16 protein-coding genes and 1 pseudogene are annotated in these 17,019 nt (G+C 70.0%); 11 read left to right on the top strand and 6 right to left on the bottom strand.

The genetic code is table 11. From position 1 onward, the window contains the following. Together HCK04_RS38975 and HCK04_RS38970 are read right to left on the bottom strand one after the other, a co-directional pair. Window positions 1-984: ABC transporter permease (locus HCK04_RS38975; RefSeq protein ID WP_142652548.1), on the bottom strand; the 984-nt coding region annotated here is incomplete at its 3' end. A gap of 69 nt (window positions 985-1,053) precedes the next feature. Then, window positions 1,054-2,823 (bottom strand): ABC transporter substrate-binding protein, encoded by a 1,770-nt coding sequence (locus tag HCK04_RS38970; protein WP_142652547.1) that lies wholly within the window; start codon window positions 2,821-2,823, stop codon window positions 1,054-1,056. A gap of 222 nt (window positions 2,824-3,045) precedes the next feature. On the opposite strand from HCK04_RS38970, the gene HCK04_RS38965 reads away from it, so the two are divergent. Together HCK04_RS38965 and HCK04_RS38960 are read left to right on the top strand one after the other, a co-directional pair. Further along, a complete protein-coding gene (locus HCK04_RS38965; protein WP_142652546.1) occupies window positions 3,046-4,059 on the top strand; it encodes a LacI family DNA-binding transcriptional regulator in 1,014 nt (337 codons plus the stop codon). A gap of 200 nt (window positions 4,060-4,259) precedes the next feature. Then, complete coding sequence (locus HCK04_RS38960; protein WP_142652545.1) at window positions 4,260-5,675, top strand: LCP family protein; 1,416 nt, start codon at window positions 4,260-4,262, stop codon at window positions 5,673-5,675. Here HCK04_RS38960 and HCK04_RS38955 read toward each other — a convergent pair whose 3' ends face one another. Beyond that, window positions 5,676-6,767 (bottom strand): hypothetical protein, encoded by a 1,092-nt coding sequence (locus tag HCK04_RS38955; RefSeq protein ID WP_168066621.1) that lies wholly within the window; start codon window positions 6,765-6,767, stop codon window positions 5,676-5,678. It abuts the gene before it with no gap. 225 nt (window positions 6,768-6,992) lie between these two features. On the opposite strand from HCK04_RS38955, the gene HCK04_RS38950 reads away from it, so the two are divergent. The 8 genes from HCK04_RS38950 to HCK04_RS38915 all read left to right on the top strand — a co-directional run bounded on the left by HCK04_RS38950 (window position 6,993) and on the right by HCK04_RS38915 (window position 14,082). Beyond that, window positions 6,993-8,009: a sulfate ABC transporter substrate-binding protein gene (locus tag HCK04_RS38950; protein WP_142652542.1), complete on the top strand. Its 1,017-nt coding sequence runs from the start codon at window positions 6,993-6,995 to the stop codon at window positions 8,007-8,009. Between the two features lie 11 nt (window positions 8,010-8,020). Next, entirely contained in the window at window positions 8,021-8,833 is an 813-nt protein-coding gene (gene cysT, locus HCK04_RS38945) for a sulfate ABC transporter permease subunit CysT (protein ID WP_142652541.1), read from the top strand. Next, on the top strand, window positions 8,826-9,623 hold the full coding sequence (locus HCK04_RS38940) for a sulfate ABC transporter permease subunit (protein WP_142652540.1): 798 nt from the start codon (window positions 8,826-8,828) through the stop codon (window positions 9,621-9,623). The genes cysT and HCK04_RS38940 overlap by 8 nt, the downstream gene beginning before the upstream one ends. Beyond that, entirely contained in the window at window positions 9,613-10,575 is a 963-nt protein-coding gene (locus HCK04_RS38935) for a sulfate ABC transporter ATP-binding protein (protein WP_142652539.1), read from the top strand. Before HCK04_RS38940 ends, HCK04_RS38935 begins: the two co-directional genes overlap by 11 nt. A 9-nt stretch (window positions 10,576-10,584) precedes the next feature. Next, window positions 10,585-10,977 carry an Rrf2 family transcriptional regulator gene (locus tag HCK04_RS38930; RefSeq protein WP_142652538.1) on the top strand — a complete coding sequence of 131 codons (393 nt, stop codon included), beginning with the start codon at window positions 10,585-10,587 and terminating at the stop codon, window positions 10,975-10,977. A gap of 63 nt (window positions 10,978-11,040) precedes the next feature. Beyond that, entirely contained in the window at window positions 11,041-12,576 is a 1,536-nt protein-coding gene (locus tag HCK04_RS38925) for a serine/threonine-protein kinase (RefSeq protein ID WP_142652537.1), read from the top strand. Between the two features lie 84 nt (window positions 12,577-12,660). Then, the gene (locus HCK04_RS38920; protein WP_142652549.1) at window positions 12,661-13,599 is read left to right on the top strand and encodes an ATP-binding protein; all 939 of its coding nucleotides are present in this window, start codon (window positions 12,661-12,663) and stop codon (window positions 13,597-13,599) included. 96 nt (window positions 13,600-13,695) lie between these two features. Continuing rightward, window positions 13,696-14,082 (top strand): SCO5389 family protein, encoded by a 387-nt coding sequence (locus HCK04_RS38915; RefSeq protein ID WP_142652536.1) that lies wholly within the window; start codon window positions 13,696-13,698, stop codon window positions 14,080-14,082. Between the two features lie 42 nt (window positions 14,083-14,124). Here HCK04_RS38915 and HCK04_RS38910 read toward each other — a convergent pair whose 3' ends face one another. The 3 genes from HCK04_RS38910 to HCK04_RS38900 form a co-directional block, all read right to left on the bottom strand. Continuing rightward, window positions 14,125-15,171: an LLM class flavin-dependent oxidoreductase gene (locus HCK04_RS38910; protein ID WP_142652535.1), complete on the bottom strand. Its 1,047-nt coding sequence runs from the start codon at window positions 15,169-15,171 to the stop codon at window positions 14,125-14,127. A 16-nt stretch (window positions 15,172-15,187) separates the two neighbouring features. Further along, window positions 15,188-15,946, bottom strand: a complete 759-nt coding sequence (locus HCK04_RS38905) for a glucose 1-dehydrogenase (protein ID WP_142652534.1) — start codon at window positions 15,944-15,946, stop codon at window positions 15,188-15,190. Between the two features lie 369 nt (window positions 15,947-16,315). Then, window positions 16,316-16,810, bottom strand: coding sequence for an HNH endonuclease signature motif containing protein (locus HCK04_RS38900; RefSeq protein ID WP_168066619.1), 495 nt, complete (start codon window positions 16,808-16,810; stop codon window positions 16,316-16,318). On the opposite strand from HCK04_RS38900, the pseudogene HCK04_RS41660 reads away from it, so the two are divergent. Beyond that, window positions 16,791-17,019, top strand: a pseudogene (locus HCK04_RS41660) (hypothetical protein); the annotation flags it as partial. The gene HCK04_RS38900 and the pseudogene HCK04_RS41660 sit on opposite strands and share 20 nt — an antisense overlap.

The raw sequence follows: 17,019 nt of genomic DNA, 5'->3' as shown, positions 1-17,019 counted from the left end.
TTCCCCCATCCCCGTACGGGTGCGCGGGTCCACCAGGACGTACGCGATGTCGATGACGAAGTTGGCGATCAGCACGCCGATGACGATGAACAGGAAGGTGCCCTGCAGCAGGAAGAAGTCCTGGTTCTGGATGGCCTGGAGGATCAGGTGCCCCAGCCCGGGATAACTGAAGACGATTTCCGTGACCAGCGCGCCCGCCACGAGCACGCCGAGTTGCAGGGCCAGGCCGGTCACCTGGGGCAGGATCGCGTTCCTGAAGGCGTAGCGCCGCACCAGCCGCGCCGGAGCGCCGAGCGCCCGCAGGTAGTTGACGTAGTCCGCCTCGAGCTCATAGATGATCATGTTGCGCATGCCGATGGCCCAGCCGCCGAACGCGACCAGGAACAGCGAGGCGAACGGCAGGAACCAGTGCTCGGCGAGGCTGCCGACGAACGTCCACGACAGGGACGGCTGCAGGTCGAAGCCGTAGGCCCCGGCGACCGGGAACACGCCCGCGACGATGCCGAGCGCCCAGGCCAGCAGGATCGCAAGCCACATGTACGGCGTGGCCGTCAGCACGTAGCCGACGGGCAGCACGCTGTTGTCGAGCCACCTGCGCCGCGCGGCGAACGCGCCGAACCGGTTGCCCGCGAACCAGCTCAGCAGGATGGACGGGATCAGCAGGCCCAGCGTGTACGGCACCGCCCTGACGATGACGTCGGACACCGGCGTCGGGAACAGCCAGATGCTGATGCCGAGGTCGCCCTTGAGCAGCGAGCCCCAGAAGTTGAGGTACTGCTGCCACAGCGGCAGGTCGAAGCCGAACATCGCGGTGTAGTGCGCCCGCATGGCCTCGACGGCCGCCGGCTGGGCGACGTTGGCCCGCGAGAGCATGCTCGACACGGGGTCGCCCGGCATGAACCGCGGGATCATCCAGTTGATGGTCACGGCCACGAAGAACGTCAGGCCGTAGATGAGTAGTTTTCTGCCGAAATAGCGGCGCAATTCGACCTCCCGGTCGCAGAACGGCGCCCCCCTCCCGTACGCAGGGGATGGAAGGGGGGCGCGAGAAGATCAGCCTGCGGAGGCCGGCTGGAGTTCGGTGAGCATGAGCGTGCCGCCCATCTCCAGCCAGTTGCGCCACACCGTCGGCGGATACTTCGGCGCGTCCGGCGCGCTGGTGGGCCAGTTCTTCCAGGTCGAGTCGGTGGTCTGGGACCACAGGCCGTTGTACCAGAGCGGGACGACCGGCATGTCCTCAAGCTGGATCTTCTGCAGCTCCGAGGTGATCTTCTTCATGCCCTCGACGTCCTCGGGCTTGACCTGGTCGAGCTGCTGCGTGAGCTCCCACGCCCGCTTGTTCTCGTAGCGGCCGAAGTTCGTCGTGCTCTGCAGCTTCTGCACCGGCAGCCGGAACAGGTAGTCGTAGTACAGCCAGGGGGTGTTCGCGAGCTGCTTGTCGTTGTTCAGGACGAGGTCGAACTTGCCCTGGTTGCGCACGTCGACGAGCGCGTTGTAGTCGGGGAAGTCGGCCTCGATGTCGATGCCCGCGGCCTTGGCGCTGGAGCTGATGACCCTGGCCGCCTCCATCCAGTCGGTCCACCCGGCGGGCACGATCAGCTTCAGCGAGATCTTGGCGCCGCTCGGCGACTCCACCAGCCCGTCGCCGTTGCGGTCCTTGTAACCGGCGTCGGCGAGCAGCTGCTTGGCCTTGTCCGGGTTGTAGGAGAAGCCGAGCGTCGAGGTGACGTTCTTGTCGACGTACTTGTCCCACTGCGGCAGCAGGCCGGACGGGTCGGACGCCTTGACCAGGTTGCCGTAGACACCCTCGACGATCTTCTTGGTGTCGATGGCGTAGGCGACCGCCTTGCGGAACTCCTTGTCGTCCATCGGCTTCTTCGCCGTGTTGAACCACATCCAGGTGGTGTTCGCCGGCAGCATGTACGGCGGCTGGTCGTAGAAGGTCCTGATGCCGAAGTTGCCCTTGACCAGGTTGGCGATGCCCGGCAGGAAGTTGTTGCTGAGGTCGAGGCCCTTCTGCAGCAGCAGGCCCATCGCGACCTCGTTGCTGGAGTTGACGATGTCGACGATGTACTTGGGCTTGACGTCCTTGTTCAGCGCCTTCGTGGCCCACCAGCCGTCACGCTTGACCCAGACCATGCGGTCCTGGTCGTGCGACTGGTACGCGTACGGGCCGGTGCCGACGGGCTTCTCGTTGACCCCGTTCATCACCTCGTCCTCGGACCGCCCCTCCCACAGGTGCTTGGGGACGATGGCCCGGCTGTAGAGGTGGTTGGCCCACTCCTGGTGGTTGGCCGTGACGAAGGTGAACTTGATCGTGTAGTCGTCCACCTTCTCGGCGCTCTTCATCCAGTCCCAGAGCGGGTGATAGGGGACGGTCTCCATCTTGCCGAGCTCGAACGTGAAGATCACGTCGTCGGCGGTGAACGGCTTGCCGTCCGACCACGTGATGCCCTTGCGCAGCTTGAGCGTGTACTCCAGGTCGCCGGTCCACTGGCCGCTCTCGGCCAGCCACGGCGTGAACTTGTCGGCGTTCGGGTCGTACATGAACAGCGTCTCGTAGACCAGGCCCTTGGTCCCGGTGGCGAAGTCCCACTCGCGCAGCGGGTTCCAGTTGGCGGGCGGTCCCCATTGGGTGCCGCTGGTGTAGAGGGTCTCGTCGCGGGGGAACGCCCCGCCGCTGCCGCCCGCGGCCGCGCCGCCTCCCGCCGCGCCTCCGGCCGCCGGGCCGGTCGGCGTGGACGACCCTCCGCCGCCCGAGCACGCCGCGGTTAACAGGCCGGCTGCCAGCACCGGTATAAAGAACCGCGTTCGGTTTCGCATGGTGACTCTCCTTCCCCCACGCGACACCGCGCGGGGTCCGCAATCCCTGCCAGGCCCCGATGATCTGCGGTCCGCACCGCTCGCTCGCTGTGCCGTAGGTGCTGAACCGGATAAGTACCGAGACCGTAAAATCCGGATGTCGCCGGTGTCAATAGGGGAAGATGTAGGCAAAGTAACGGTAGTAAGGTGAGGGTCACTGGACCGGTTCAGCCGAGGGGACACGTGAGAAGACCGACCATCGCGGACATCGCACGGCAGGCGGGAGTCTCCAAGGGCGCGGTCTCGTACGCCCTGAACGGCCAGCCGGGGGTGTCGGAAGCGACCAGGGCCCGCATCCTGGCCATCGCGAACGAGATCGGCTGGCGCCCGAACATCGCGGCCAGGGCGCTCAACGGCGCCCGCGCGCACGCCGTGGGCCTCGCCCTGTGCCGGCCCGCCCGGTTCCTCGGCGTCGAGCCGTTCTTCATGGAACTGATCAGCGGCATCGAGGCCGAGCTGTCCGCCCGCTCCTACGCCCTGCTGCTCCAGGTGGTCGGCGACCACGAGGCCGAGATGGGCGTCTACCGCCGCTGGTGGGGAGAGGGCCGGGTGGACGGCGCGATCCTCGTCGACCTCCACCTCGACGACTCCCGCGTGCCGCAGGTGGAGGAGATGCGCATGCCCGTCGTCGTCCTCGGGCACCCCTCGGCCGCCGGATCGCTCGTGTCGGTCTGGGCCGACGACCGCGCGGCCGTACGCGAGACGGTGGAGTATCTCGTCGCGCTCGGGCACCGGCGGATCGCCCGCGTCGCCGGGCTCCCCCGGCTGTCGCACACCGCGATCCGCGACCGGGCGTTCGACGACGTCTGCGCGGGCCTCGGGCTGGACGCCTGCCCGATCGTGCACACCGATTACACGGGCGAGGAGGGCGCGCGGGCCGCCCGGCGGCTGCTCAGCTCGCCCGAGCGGCCCACGGCGATCGTCTTCGACAACGACATCATGGCCGTGGCCGGCCTGTCCGTCGCCCAGGAGATGCGGCTCGACGTGCCGGCCGACCTGTCCATCGTCGCGTGGGACGACTCCCCGCTCTGCCAGGTCGTCCGTCCGCCGCTGACCGTGCTCACCCGCGACATCCCGGCGTACGGCGCGCACGCGGCGCAGCGCCTGCTCGCGCTGATCGACGGCGTGGAGGCCGAACCCCTGGAGGACGAGGCCCCGCGCCTGACCACCCGCGGCAGCACCGCGCCGCCCCCCTAGCCTCCGGCGACGTCTCCGGGCAGCCGGGGCGGACGGGCTTGATCACCACTTACAGGATGGTTATCGGGTTCTACACTTACAGGATGGTTATCGGGTTCTAAAGGTGACGTTCAGGGGAGATCGCTACACTTGGCCCCGTTTGCCGCTACTGGCTCTCGACCAGGTGAGAAACGCCTGGTCCGACCCTCAGGAGCACGACAGTGGGTCACGTCGACGTCCGTCCCGCGCCCCCGGCGGAGGACCTCCCGGCGCCGCCGCAACGGACGCCGCCCAAATGGCGGCCATGGTTATGGGTCACGCTGTCCGGAGCGCTGGGCGTGCTCACCGGCGCCGCCACCTTCGCCGTCGGCGGGTACGTCAAGCTGAGCGGCAACGTCAAGCACGAGACGGTGACCCAGAAGGACCTCGGAGGCAAGGCCCGCCCGCAGAAGATCAGCAAGGCGCTCAACGTGCTGATCGTCGGCTCGGACCAGCGCAACGGCGCGAACGCCAAATATGGCAAGTTCCCCGGCGAGCGCACCGACACGATCATCGTGGCGCACATCTCCCCGAACCGGGACGGCGCGGTGCTGATCAGCTTCCCGCGCGACTCGCTCGTCCGCCTCCCCGCCTGCCCGGCCAAGGGCAACCTGCCGGGTCAGCGGCCGCACATCGGGATGATCAACGAGTCGTTCAACTCCGGCGGCATCGCCTGCACCTGGAAGACGATCGAGGGCCTCACCGACATCCACATCGACCACTTCGTGAAGGTGGACTTCACCGGCTTCAAGGCGATGGTGAACGCGCTCGGCGGCGTGCAGGTCTGCCTGCCGCAGGCCGTCCACGACAAGAAGGCGCTGCTCGACCTCCCCGCGGGCAAGCAGACCCTCAAGGGCGAGCAGGCGCTCGGATACGTCCGCGCCCGCTACTCGCTCGGCGACGGCTCCGACATCGGCCGCATCCAGCGCCAGCAGATGTTCCTCGCCTCGATGGCCAAGAAGGCCATGAGCGGCGAGACGCTGACCAACCCCACGACGCTGTTCGGGTTCCTCGACGCGGTGACCAAGTCGATCACCACCGACCCCGACCTCACGGTCGGCGTGATGAAGGACCTCGCGATGAGCGCGAAGGGCCTGACCGCGGGGCAGATCCGCTTCGTCACCACCCCGTGGCGCTACTCGATCACCAACCCCGGCCGGGTCGAGTGGGTGCAGCCGCAGGCCCAGCGCCTGTTCAAGATGGTCGCCGCCGACCAGATCGCCAAGAACGTCAAGAGCGGCGAGCAGAAGATCCCCAAGTCGCAGATCCACATCCTGGTCCGCAACGGCAGCGGGCAGCAGGGGCTCGGCACCCAGGTGGCCGCCGAGCTGGAGCAGCGCGGCTACCACATCGTCAAGGTCGAACAGGCGCCCAAGCCGTACCCCAAGACCCTCGTCGCGTACTCGTCGAACGGCGAGAGCCGCGCGTCCCGGCTGTTCCGCGAGCTCAAGAAGTCGCGGTCGCGCCTGGTGCGCACGGGCACCACGCAGACCCTCATCCTCGGGATCGGGGCCGACTGGCAGGGCTTGAAGCCCCCCAAGACGCTCGACGACGTGGAGGGCTTCGACGCCACTCAGGACAGCTGCACGGCCAGCTGACTAACCGAAGAGCCAGCCGAACAGGCCGCCGCCCCGGCCGCCCGACGACTCCTGCGTGGGAGCGGGCGCGCTGGTCGGCTGCTCGGTGGCCGGATCGGAGGTGGAATCCGTGTCGTCCCCGGTGTCCGTCCCCGAGGTCTGCTCGTCCGACCGGTCACCGGCGGACGAATGGTCATTGGTGTCGACCGCCACGCGTGACCGTGACGGGCGCGGGGTGTCGCCGCCCTGGGAACCGGGGTCCTGCGCGTGGGAGCGCGACGCGTGGGTGGGCGCGGACGACGCCGTGGGCGCCGACGTTCCGGACGTCGCGGGCCGGGTCTGGGCGGGCGCGGACGTGGGGGCGTCGGTCGGCACCCCGCCGGTGGGCTCGTCGGTGGGCTCGTCGATCGCCTCGTCGACGGGCTCGTCGGTGGACACCGCGTCGGAGTCCCCGGCCGCGGCGTCGTCGGCGGCCGGCGAGGCCGGGGCCGTCGCGGCCGTGCCCGCCTTGGCGGTGCAGTCCGTCCCGCCCGCGCACTCATCCCCGGAGGGCTGCCCGACCCACAGCGCCAGCGCCCAGATGACGCCCAGGGCGCCGACGGCGATCAGACCGGCGCGCAGCAGCATCCCGCCGCGCCGGGGACGGTCGTCGTCGTCATCCTCGTCGGGGGCGTTGCGCCAGCCGGAGCCGAGGAAGCCACGGGGATCGGTGTCACCGTCGCCCGTGTACTCCCTGCCACCCGCGTATTCAGTGCCGCTCGCGTATTCTGTGCCGCTCGCGTACTCGGTGCCGCTCGCGTACTCGGTGCGCCCGTACTCGGTGCCGTACTCCTCGCCGGTCGACGGTTCCTCGGACCGGAACCGCGGCATGCGTCCGGCGGCGTAGTCATCCTGGTCGGCGTGGTCGGCGGGGGTCTGCGCGGGCTGCTCGGGCCGCCAGCCCTCCGACAGCACGTCGCCCTGATCGCCCGGCGCGCCGCCGAGCGCGTGCTCGTCCTGCTCCTCGGACCAGAACCGGTCTCCCTCCCCGCCGTACTGGCCTTCGCCCGGGATATACGGCCGGAGGTAGGAGCCGTCCTGCTCGTAGGCGTCCTCGGTGACCGGGTCGCGCATGAAGGTCCTTCCTCAGTGAGCTTTTGGGTCGTGTCCCAATAGCGAACGTTCCTAGCACTGGTCGACACGTCCTGTCTGGAAATTTCACAACAATCACTGGAAGCAGATTTGTCACGTCCGTAACAACCCCAGCAAACCCACCGGACTTGACGGGATTGCTGGAACGGTCTTTAATATCGACTAATCCGACTGACTAGGTAGGAATCTCCGGAATAGAGGACAGGCATGAGAGTGCGCAGGCTCGGGGCCATCGCAGCCGCCATCGTGGCGACGACCACCCTGGTCACCGCCTGCGGGGGAGGCGACAACGCCGCCGGGGGCGACGGCGGGGGCAAGGTGCAGTTGGCGCTGGTCACCTACTCCACCCCCCAGGCGGCGTTCGAGGACGTCATCAAGGCGTTCCAGCAGACGCCCGAGGGCAAGAACATCACCTTCACTCAGTCGTACGGCGCGTCCGGCGACCAGAGCCGGGCCGTCGCGAACGGCCTCAAGGCGGACATCGTCGAGTTCTCTCTGGAGACCGACATCACCCGGCTGGTCAAGGCCGGCATCGTCGCGGAGGACTGGAACTCGGGCCCCACCAAGGGCATCCTCACCGACTCCGTCGTCGTCATCGGCACCCGCAAGGGCAACCCGAAGGGCCTCAAGACCTGGGACGACCTCGTCAAGCCGGGCGTCGAGGTGCTCACCCCCAACCCCTTCACCTCCGGCGCCGCGCGCTGGAACCTCCTCGCGGGCTACGGCGCCAAGTCGAACAAGGGCGCCGACCAGGCCGCCGGGCTCGCCTACCTCGACGCACTGCTCAAGAACGTGCCGGTCCAGGACGACAGCGGCCGCAAGGCGCTGCAGACCTTCGCCGGCGGCAAGGGCGACGCGCTCCTCACGTACGAGAACGAGGCCATATTCGCCCAGCAGAACGGCCAGGAGCTCGACTACACCATCCCGGACGCGACGCTCCTCATCGAGAACCCCGTGGCCGTGACGAAGACCAGCGCCCACCCCAAGGAGGCCCAGGCCTTCCTGAAGTTCCTCTACACCACCGAAGCCCAGACGATCTTCGCGAAGAACGGCTACCGCCCGGTGATCGACGGTGTCACCGGCTTCAACTGGGTGACGCCGCCGCAGCTCTTCACGATCCAGGACCTCGGCGGCTGGGACAAGATCACATCTGAGTTCTTCGACTCGAAGACCGGCAAGGTCGCGGAGATCGAGCGCAAGCTCGGCGTGGCCACCGAGAAGTAAGTGACGCGCAAGTGACCGCGATCACCGTACGACCTGCCCGGCGCCTGGCCGGCGGCACCGCCGCCGGCCTCGGCGTCGCGGTCCTCTACCTGAGCCTGATCGTCCTGATCCCGCTGGCCGCCGTCGTCTGGCGCTCGGCCGACCAGGGGCCCGGGTATTTCTGGCGCTCCGTCACCACCCCCGACGCCTGGGCGGCGCTCACCCTGACCATCGGCGCCTCCGCGCTCGTCGCCCTGATCAACCTGGTCATGGGCACCGCGATCGCCTGGGTGCTGGTCCGCGACCGTTTCCCCGGCCGGCGGGTGCTCGACACGATCATCGACCTGCCGTTCGCACTGCCGACGATCGTCGCCGGTCTCGTCCTGCTCGCGTTGTACGGCCCGCAGTCCCCGCTCGGGATCAACCTCGCCTACAGCAGGGCCGGAGTGGTGCTGGCACTGATGTTCGTCACACTGCCGTTCGTCGTCCGTACCGTGCAGCCGGTCCTGCTGGAGCTCGACACGGAGATGGAGCAGGCGGCGGCCTCCCTCGGCGCGGGGCCGTTCCAGACCTTCCGCCGGGTCATCCTGCCGAACCTGATCCCCGCGATGCTCTCCGGCACCGCGCTCGCCTTCACCCGGGCGATCTCCGAGTTCGGCTCGACCGTGCTCATCTCGGGCAACCTGCCGTTCAAGACACAGGTGGCGGCGGTGAACATCTTCAGCCAGATCGAGGGCGACAACACGACCGGTGCGGCCGCGATCTCGACGGTCCTGCTCGTGGTGGCCCTGGTCGCGCTGATCTCCCTCGACGTCCTGCAGCGCTGGGGGAGCCGCCGTGGCTAAGCATGCCCTGCGCCTGGTCGCCGTCGCCTACGTCCTGTTCCTGCTGGTCCTGCCCGTGATCCTGATCGTCTGGCGGACCTTCGGCGACGGGCTGGGGCCGTTCGTCGAGGCCCTGACCTCCCCGTCGGCCCTGCACGCGTTCAAGGTCACGGTGACGGTCGCCGGATGGGCGGTCGTGGCCAACACGGTCTTCGGGGTCCTCACCGCGATCCTGCTCGTCCGGCACCGGTTCCCCGGCAAGCGGCTGCTGGGGGCGTTCATCGACCTGCCGATGGCCGTCTCGCCGGTCGTCGTCGGGCTCGCGCTCATCCTCGTGTACGGCCGCTTCGCCCCCTTCGGCGGCCTGCTGGAGAGCTGGGGGATCCAGGTGATCTTCTCCACCCCCGGCATGGTGCTGGCCACGGTGTTCGTGGCGCTGCCCCTCGTCGTACGGGCCATCGTGCCGGTCCTGGAGGAGCTCGGCGACGAGCAGGAGCAGGCCGCGCACACGCTGGGGGCGAGCCGTCTCCAGGCGTTCATCCGCATCACGCTCCCCGGCATCCGCTGGGCCCTCGGCTACGGCATCGTGCTCTGCCTGGCCCGTTCGCTCGGCGAGTACGGCGCGGTCGCGGTGGTCTCCGGCCGCCTCGTCGACCAGACCCAGACGCTGACGCTGTTCGTGGAGGAGCGGTTCCAGAACTTCGACCAGCCGGCCGCGTTCGCCGCCGCCACGGCCCTCGCCCTGATCGCCGTGGTCACCCTGCTGCTCACCAAGCTCCTGCGCCCGAAGGATCGCATCGATGGCAATTGAGGTACGCGACGTGAACAAGTCGTTCGGGACGACGCCCGTCCTGCACGACGTGTCGCTCGATGTCGCCGCGGGGTCGCTCACCGCCCTGCTCGGCCCGAGCGGCGGAGGGAAGTCGACGCTGCTGCGGGTGATCGCCGGACTGGAGCGGCCCGACACCGGCACGGTGCGGATCTCCGGCGTCGACGCCACCCGGCTGTCCCCGCAGCGGCGCAACGTCGGCTTCGTGTTCCAGCACTACGCCGCCTTCAAGCACCTCACGGTCTTCCGCAACGTGGCCTTCGGCCTGGAGATCCGCAAGCGGCCCAAGGACGAGATCCGCAAGCGCGTCATGGAGCTGCTGGAGCTCGTCCACCTGGAGAAACTGGCCGACCGCTACCCGTCCCAGCTGTCGGGGGGCCAGCGCCAGCGCATGGCCCTCGCCCGTGCCCTCGCGGTGGAGCCCCAGGTGCTGCTGCTGGACGAGCCGTTCGGCGCCCTCGACGCGCAGGTGCGCAAGGAACTGCGCACGTGGCTGCGCCGGCTGCACGACGAGGTCCACGTCACCACCGTGTTCGTCACCCACGACCAGGAGGAGGCCATCGAGGTCGCCGACACGATCGTGGTGCTGGCCGGTGGCGAGGTCGTGCAGGCCGGCAGCCCCGCCGAGGTGTACGACAACCCGGCCAACCCGTTCGTGATGCGCTTCCTGGGCCCGGTCACCGAGATCGACGGCAACCTGGTGCGCCCGCACGACATCGAGATCAGCCCCGACCCCGTCGAGGGCGGCTCGCCCGCCGTGGTCTCCCGCGTCGTACGGCTCGGCTTCGAGGTGCGCGTCGAGGTGGAGATCGGCGGGCAGGACGCCTGGGTCCAGGTGACCCGGGAGCAGGCCGACCGGCTCGGTCTCGGGCCTGGCGACGCCGTCCATCTGCGGCCCATCCCGGGCGCCCGGTCCCTGGCACTCGCGCTGTGATTGTGAGAAATGCGGCTTTCCGTTAGGACCCAATACGCCCTGCGCGCCGCCGCCGAACTGGCCGCGGCGGCGCCGGGGCCGGTCCCGGCTGAGCGGATCGCGGCCGCGCAGCGCATTCCGCGGCGGTTTCTCGACAACATCCTGCTGCAGATGCGGCGGGCCGGCCTCATCCACAGCCAGCGCGGGCCCGACGGCGGCTACTGGCTGGCGCGGCCCGCCGAGCAGATCACGCTCGCCGACGTCGTCCTCATCATGGAGGGGGCGCCCCCGGCCAGCGAAGGGTTCCACGGGGTCGCCGAGCCCCTCGGCGACGTCTGGACGGCACTGCGCGACCACGAGCAGGCGACGCTCACCGAGGTCACGCTCGCCCACATCGCAACCGGATCACTTCCACCCCTCTGATCCCGATAGTTGTGGAAGACTCCACATTCAGGTGGAACGTGCCGGGGCGTAGAGGCAGGCGGGATGGGTACTGCTGGGCAGCTCATCGTCAGGCGATACCGGCTGGTCCGCGCCCTCGGCCACGGCCGCTCCGGGCTGGTGTGGGAGGGCCGCGACACGCTGCTCGACCGGCCCGTCGCGATCCGCGAGGTCCTGCTGCCTCCGAACCTGAGCGAGAGCGCGCGGTTGCGGCTCGCCCAGCGGATCTCCCGTGAGGCCCGCCAGGCCGAGCGGCTGCGTCACCCCCACATCGCCGCCGTCTACGACGTCGCCGACGAGGACGGCGCCCTCTACGTCGTGACGGAGCTGGTCCCGTCGCGTTCGCTCGACGGGGTGGTCTCCGGCGACGGGCCGCTGCCCCCGGCCGAGGCCGCGCGGATCGCCCGCACGGTGCTGTCCGCGCTCACCCACGCCCACGCCGCCGGCGTACGGCATGGCGACGTCCGGCCCGCCAACGTGCTCCTCGCGCACGACGGACGCGTGGTGCTCGCCGACTTCGGCGTGTCGGTGCCCGGTTCTCCCGGCTCTTCCGCCGATTCGTCCGGTCGTGACGCCGAGGCGTACCTCGCCCCGGAACGGGCCGCCGGCGGGCCGCCCACGGTCGCCGCCGACCTGTGGTCGCTGGGCGCCACCCTCCACACGGCCGTCACCGGCAGGCCGCCCGTGATGCAGGGACCCTCAGGGCAGGGGCAGCCGGTGCTTCAGGCGGAGGACGTGCCCGGGGAACTGCGCGCGGTGCTCGCCGGGCTGCTGGCCCGGGAGCCCAGACGGCGGATCGACGCGGAGACCGCCGACCGCCTGCTCGCCGAGATCGAGCCGCCCGCCCCGCCTCGGCCCGTACGCCGTGGTCGTGCCCGTCTTGTCACCGGGATCGCGGTGGCCGTGCTCGTCGCCTGCGCGGTGGGGGGCTGGGCCGTCGGAGGATGGGCGGGGCTGCGGCCCGGCAAGGCCACCCCGGCTCCGACCTCCCTGTCTCCCTTGGAGTCTCCCTCCCTGTCGCCCTCTCTGTCGCCCTCTCTGTCGCCCTCTCTGTCGCCCTCGGTCTCGGTGTCGGCCTCTGGACAGCCCGCGCGGCGGCTGAAGCTGAAATGGCACACGTCCGACGCCGGCTGGCGGGCCGGTGTGCCCCGCGGCTGGATCCGCGAGGACGGGCCCTACTCGATCTCATGGCGCTCCCGGGACGGCGGGGCGGTGTTCACGGTCGAGGTGACCGCGCAGCAGGGCACCGATCCCCTGGCAGCGCTCGGCGAGGCGGAGGAGATCCTCCGTCCGGAGGCCAAGACCTATCGCAAACTGCGGCTACGCAGCGTGAACGGCGAGCACGGTCCTTCCGCCGACTGGGAGTTCACCTGGACCCCGCGCAAGGCGTCGGCGCGGGACCACCTGGCCAAGGGAGTGGAGTATCACCAGTACCGCCGGGTGATCTCCACGGCCACGGCGACGAGCGTGCTCACCTGGACCACCTCCGCCGCCGACTGGGACACCCTGCGGCCCACGCTCGCCAGGGTGCTCGCGCTCTTCCAGCCGCCGCCGGCGACCCCGTCACCATCCGCGGCCTGAAATCCACCCGCACGCTCCGTCGTGTGTGTCATGATGACGCACAGTGAAAGTGACAACGGTTTTCATTCCTGATCGGGGGCCATGATGCGGGTGGCGTTCGTCGGCAAGGGCGGAAGCGGCAAGACCACGTTGTCGTCGCTGTTCGCGAGATACGCGACGCGGAGAGGACCGGTCGTCGCCATCGACGCCGACATCAACCAGCACCTCGGCCTGGTCCTGGGTGTGGACCCGGCCGAACATCCGCCGCCGCTCGGCGGGATGCTGACCGAGATCAAGGACTACCTGCGCGGCGACAACCCGCTGATCCGCGACGCGGCGTCCATGGTCAAGACGACCCCGCCCGGGCGCGGCTCGCGGCTGATCCGGCTGGGAGACCCGTTCTTCCCCTCGTGCTCCGCCGAGGGCGTCTCGCTCATGGTCACCGGCCCGTTCGAGGAGGACGACCTCGGCGTCGCCTGCTACCACTCCAAGCTGGGCGCGGTGGAGCTCTATCTCAACCACCTGGTCGACGGCCCCGGCGAGTACGTCGTGGTGGACATGACCGCGGGGGCCGACTCCTTCGCCTCCGGGTTGTTCACCCGTTTCGACCTCACCTTCCTGGTGGCCGAGCCCACCCGTCAGGGGGTGAGCGTCTACCGGCAATACCGCGACCACGCCGCCGGGTTCGACGTCGCGATCGCCGTCCTGGGCAACAAGGTCCACTCGCCGGAGGACGTCGACTTCCTCCGCGAGCACGTCGGCGACGACCTGCTGACCTGGTTCGGCCACTCCCCCGCCGTACGCGGCATGGAACAGGGCCGGCCCTTCACGCTCGACGACCTGGAGCCCGCCGCCCACCTGGCCCTCGCCACCATGCTCGACCGGCTCGACGCACAGCCCAAGGACTGGCCGAAGTTCGGCAGGCAGGCGGCGGAGTTCCACATCAGGAACGCCCGCGCGTGGGCCAACCGCGCCACCGGAGAGGACCTGGTCGCGCAGATCGACCCCGATTTCGTGTACGGCCCCGCCGTCGCCGCCTCATGAACGTGTCGCCTCCGCGCCAGATGGAGGACCACGGAGTTCGATCTACCGTCGACTGCGTCCCCGCTCTCTGAGCAGACGCCGAGAGGAGAACAGCTCATGTCGCTGTCCGTGTCCAACGACCTGCTCGACCAGGCCCGCACCGGTGAGGTGGACGACGCGGCGTTCGTCGCCTGCGTCCGCGACTCGCTGCCGTACGCCTGGGCGACGATCACCGCGCTGGTCGAGCGGCGGGACCGGTCCGGCGCCGACTTCGCCGACAACCAGGTGCCGCCGCCCGACGAGACCGCTCGTGGTCAGCTGCTGCGCTGCCTGGCCAGCGACGCGATGCGCGGCGCCCTCGAAAGGCACTTCGGCGTACGGCTGGCCTTCCAGAACTGCCACCGCGTCGCGGTCTTCCGCCCCGACGCCACCGAGGCGTACCGGGAGTTCGTCACTCCCCGCGCGCAGATCCTGAACCAGAGCCCCGAACTGGTCGACTGCTGATCCCGGCTCCGATCATCTCCGGCCCGGGGGCGGCGCTCCGGTTCACGCCGCCCCCGGGCCTCGCTCTCCCCCGGCTTGCTCTCGCGAGACCTTGTTTCGCACGGCTGGAAGCACCTCCGCGCCGAGGCGTGCGATGTTCTCCAGCGTCCGCGCATGGTCTCCGGCACCCTCGACCATCAGGATGAGATGCCGCAGCCCGGTCCGCGCGGCCGTGGCCACGATCTTCTCCACGCAGTGCTCCGCCGAGCCCACCGGATGGATCCGGCACAGCAGGTCCACGTACTCCGGGATGTTCCGCCGTGGCGGCGGCCGGCCGTCCACGGGCACATAGCCGGCCAGACCCGGCCCGAGCCAGCGCGGCAGCGACTCCCGCATCTCCCGTACGGCCTGCTCGGTGGTGTCCGCCACGTAGCCGAGCGCGGCGCCGATGTGCACCACCGGGCCTGTCGGTTCCGCCCGGCAGGCGGCGTACGTGTCGTAGGCGGCGATCATCTCCGCCTTCTCGTCGTCGCCGATGTGCATGCCGAGCAGCATGGGCAGCCCCCGTTCGGCGGCGAGCCGGACCGTGGCGTCCGACGTGCAGGCGACGACCGGCGACATCCGGGCCTGCGGGACCATCGAGACCTCCCTGAACCGGAAGAACTCACCGTCCGCCCCCACCGGCCCACCGTTCAGCGCCGTGCACAGCAGGTCGAGCGATTCCGGGAAACCCCGCTCGAACCTCGCCACACCGGTCCCGAAGACCTCCAGCTCCAGCCATGGCCCGCCTCGCCCCACGCCGAGCCGGAACCTGCCGTCCGACACGTGGTGGAGGATCGCCGCCTGCTCCGCCAGCGCGACCGGATGCTGCGCCGACAGCACGCTGACCGCCGTGCCCACCGTGATCCGCGAGGTCCGGCCCAGCGCCACGGCCGCCAGCGTCACCGCCGACGGGCACACGCCGTACGACATGAAGTGATGCTCGGCGATCCAGGCGTCGTCGAACCCGGCCCGTTCGGCCGCCTCGATCGCCTCCGCCGTGCCACGCAGCACGTCCCCCGGCGCCATGCCCGGGAAGCCCGCCGCGACCAGGAAGACGCCGATCCTCATGCCCGCGGCCATGTCCCTACCGCGGGCCACCGTTGACGTAGAGCGTCTGGCCGGTGACATACGACGCGTCGTCGGAGGCGAAGAACGCCACCACCGACGCGATTTCCGTCGGCTGGCCGACCCGCCGCAACGGCACGGCCTGCGCCATGGTCGCCTGGTGCTCCTCCGGCGTCACCCCCAGCCGTACGGCCGTCGCCTCGGTCATCGGCGTTGCGACGTACCCCGGCGCGACGGCGTTCACCCGGATGCCGAACGGGCCCAGCTCGATCGCCATGGTCGCGGTGAGCCCCTGAATGCCCGCCTTGGCCGCCGAATAGTTGGCCTGGCCCCGGTTTCCCAGCGCCGACCGGCTCGACAGGTTGACGATCGCTCCCGACCGCTGCTCCACCATGTGCTTCTGGACGGCCCGGCTCATGAGGAAGACGCTCTTGAGGTTCACGTCGACGACCTTCTCCCAGTCTTCCTCCGACATGCGGAACAGCAGGTTGTCGCGGGTCAGCCCGGCGTTGTTCACCAGCACGTCGATCTGCCCGAACTCGGCCATCACCCCCGGCACCAGCGCCTCGACCTGAGCACTGTCGGAGACATCGCAGCCGAACGCGACCGCCCTGCCCCCGGTCACGGTGATCTCGTCCACGATCGCGGCACACCGATCCGCGGTGAGGTCCACGCAGGCCACCGCCGCGCCCTCCGCGGCCAACCGCCGTGCGATCGCCGCGCCGATACCCCGCGCCGCGCCGGTGACCACCGCGAACTTCCCCGTGAACCGTGACATGGCCAGCCTCCTCACCCCGATTCGATCACAGCGACTCACTCCGAGTCACCCTCCCAGTCGTGTCACCGAGCAGCAGACGGGCGTCACAGACCGGCCGGCAAGCGTCACAGACCAGCGGGCAGCCTCACGCAACGCTGGGCGCTGCTCGCCTACACCGCATGCCTACGCTGCTCACTCACTCCCGCAGCCGCCGGGCCTGTCCGTGCGTCGCCCGGGCCGGCCTGTGCGTCGCCCACGCTCGCGCCTCTCGCCTCCCGCCTCTCGCCTCTCGCCTCTCGCCTCTCGCCTCTCGCCCGCAGCCTCCGGGGCCTGTCCGCGTGTCGCCTGGGCTTGCCCTGCGCATTGCCCACCCCCGTACCTTCGGCCTCCTCACTCGTGTAGTCGTCGGGCTCGCCCGAGGCGGTGGTAGGTGAAGGCCCAGCGGTCTTCGCCTACGTTGCGGCGGGTGTAGCGGTCGGGGTGCTGGTAGCGGTCGCGGTTGTGAAACTGGCAGGCCGGGCCCAGCAGCTTCAGGTCCGTGAGCCCGCCGGTGCTCCAGTTGTCGGCGTGGTCGATCTGGCACATGGTCGCGGGCAGGGGGCAGCCGTCGACCCAGCACGTGGCATACCGGGCGAAGATGGCCCGCCGCTGGGCAGGAGTCGCCAGACGGACCTTGCGGCCCATGTCGAGGACCTGCCCGTCGGCGTTCATGACGATCCGCACCAGAGTCGAGGTGCGGGCGAGCCGGTGCACGCTGGAGACGGGCAGCACCTGCCCCGTCGCCAGCAACAACCCCGGCGGCACCATCCCCAGCGGCCCTCCCAGCGAGGCACCCAGTGCCGTCCCCAGCAGCGACCCGGGCAGCGTGCCTGCCGACGCTCCCAACGCCGCACCCAGCGACGCCCCGGGCATCGTGCCCGCCGACGCCCCGGGCGTCGTGCCCGCCGACGCACCTGGCGCTGCTCCGGGTGACGCCCCGGGAGCTGCTCCCGGTGCCGTTCCCGATGCCCATCCGGGTGGTGTCTCCCGCTCCGGTCCGGACCCGCCGGGCGTCGCTCCCGACGGTCCCGATGTCCCCGACGCCTGCGTCGCAC

This window comes from Microbispora sp. CL1-1 (genome assembly GCF_012034195.1).
Lineage (GTDB): Bacteria > Actinomycetota > Actinomycetes > Streptosporangiales > Streptosporangiaceae > Microbispora.
This window is presented reverse-complemented; position numbering and strand designations above follow the sequence as displayed.

Excerpts from the sequence above, each read along its gene's own strand:
- HCK04_RS38910 (WP_142652535.1), bottom strand. The coding sequence starts at position 15,171 with ATGAGGATCGGCGTCTTCCTGGTCGCGGCGGGCTTCCCGGGCATGGCG.
- HCK04_RS38930 (WP_142652538.1), top strand. The coding sequence starts at position 10,585 with ATGCGGCTTTCCGTTAGGACCCAATACGCCCTGCGCGCCGCCGCCGAA.
- HCK04_RS38915 (WP_142652536.1), top strand. The coding sequence starts at position 13,696 with ATGTCGCTGTCCGTGTCCAACGACCTGCTCGACCAGGCCCGCACCGGT.
- HCK04_RS38925 (WP_142652537.1), top strand. The coding sequence starts at position 11,041 with ATGGGTACTGCTGGGCAGCTCATCGTCAGGCGATACCGGCTGGTCCGC.
- HCK04_RS38920 (WP_142652549.1), top strand. The coding sequence starts at position 12,661 with ATGCGGGTGGCGTTCGTCGGCAAGGGCGGAAGCGGCAAGACCACGTTG.
- HCK04_RS38935 (WP_142652539.1), top strand. The coding sequence starts at position 9,613 with ATGGCAATTGAGGTACGCGACGTGAACAAGTCGTTCGGGACGACGCCC.
- HCK04_RS38950 (WP_142652542.1), top strand. The coding sequence starts at position 6,993 with ATGAGAGTGCGCAGGCTCGGGGCCATCGCAGCCGCCATCGTGGCGACG.
- HCK04_RS38970 (WP_142652547.1), bottom strand. The coding sequence starts at position 2,823 with ATGCGAAACCGAACGCGGTTCTTTATACCGGTGCTGGCAGCCGGCCTG.
- HCK04_RS38955 (WP_168066621.1), bottom strand. The coding sequence starts at position 6,767 with ATGCGCGACCCGGTCACCGAGGACGCCTACGAGCAGGACGGCTCCTAC.
- HCK04_RS38905 (WP_142652534.1), bottom strand. The coding sequence starts at position 15,946 with ATGTCACGGTTCACGGGGAAGTTCGCGGTGGTCACCGGCGCGGCGCGG.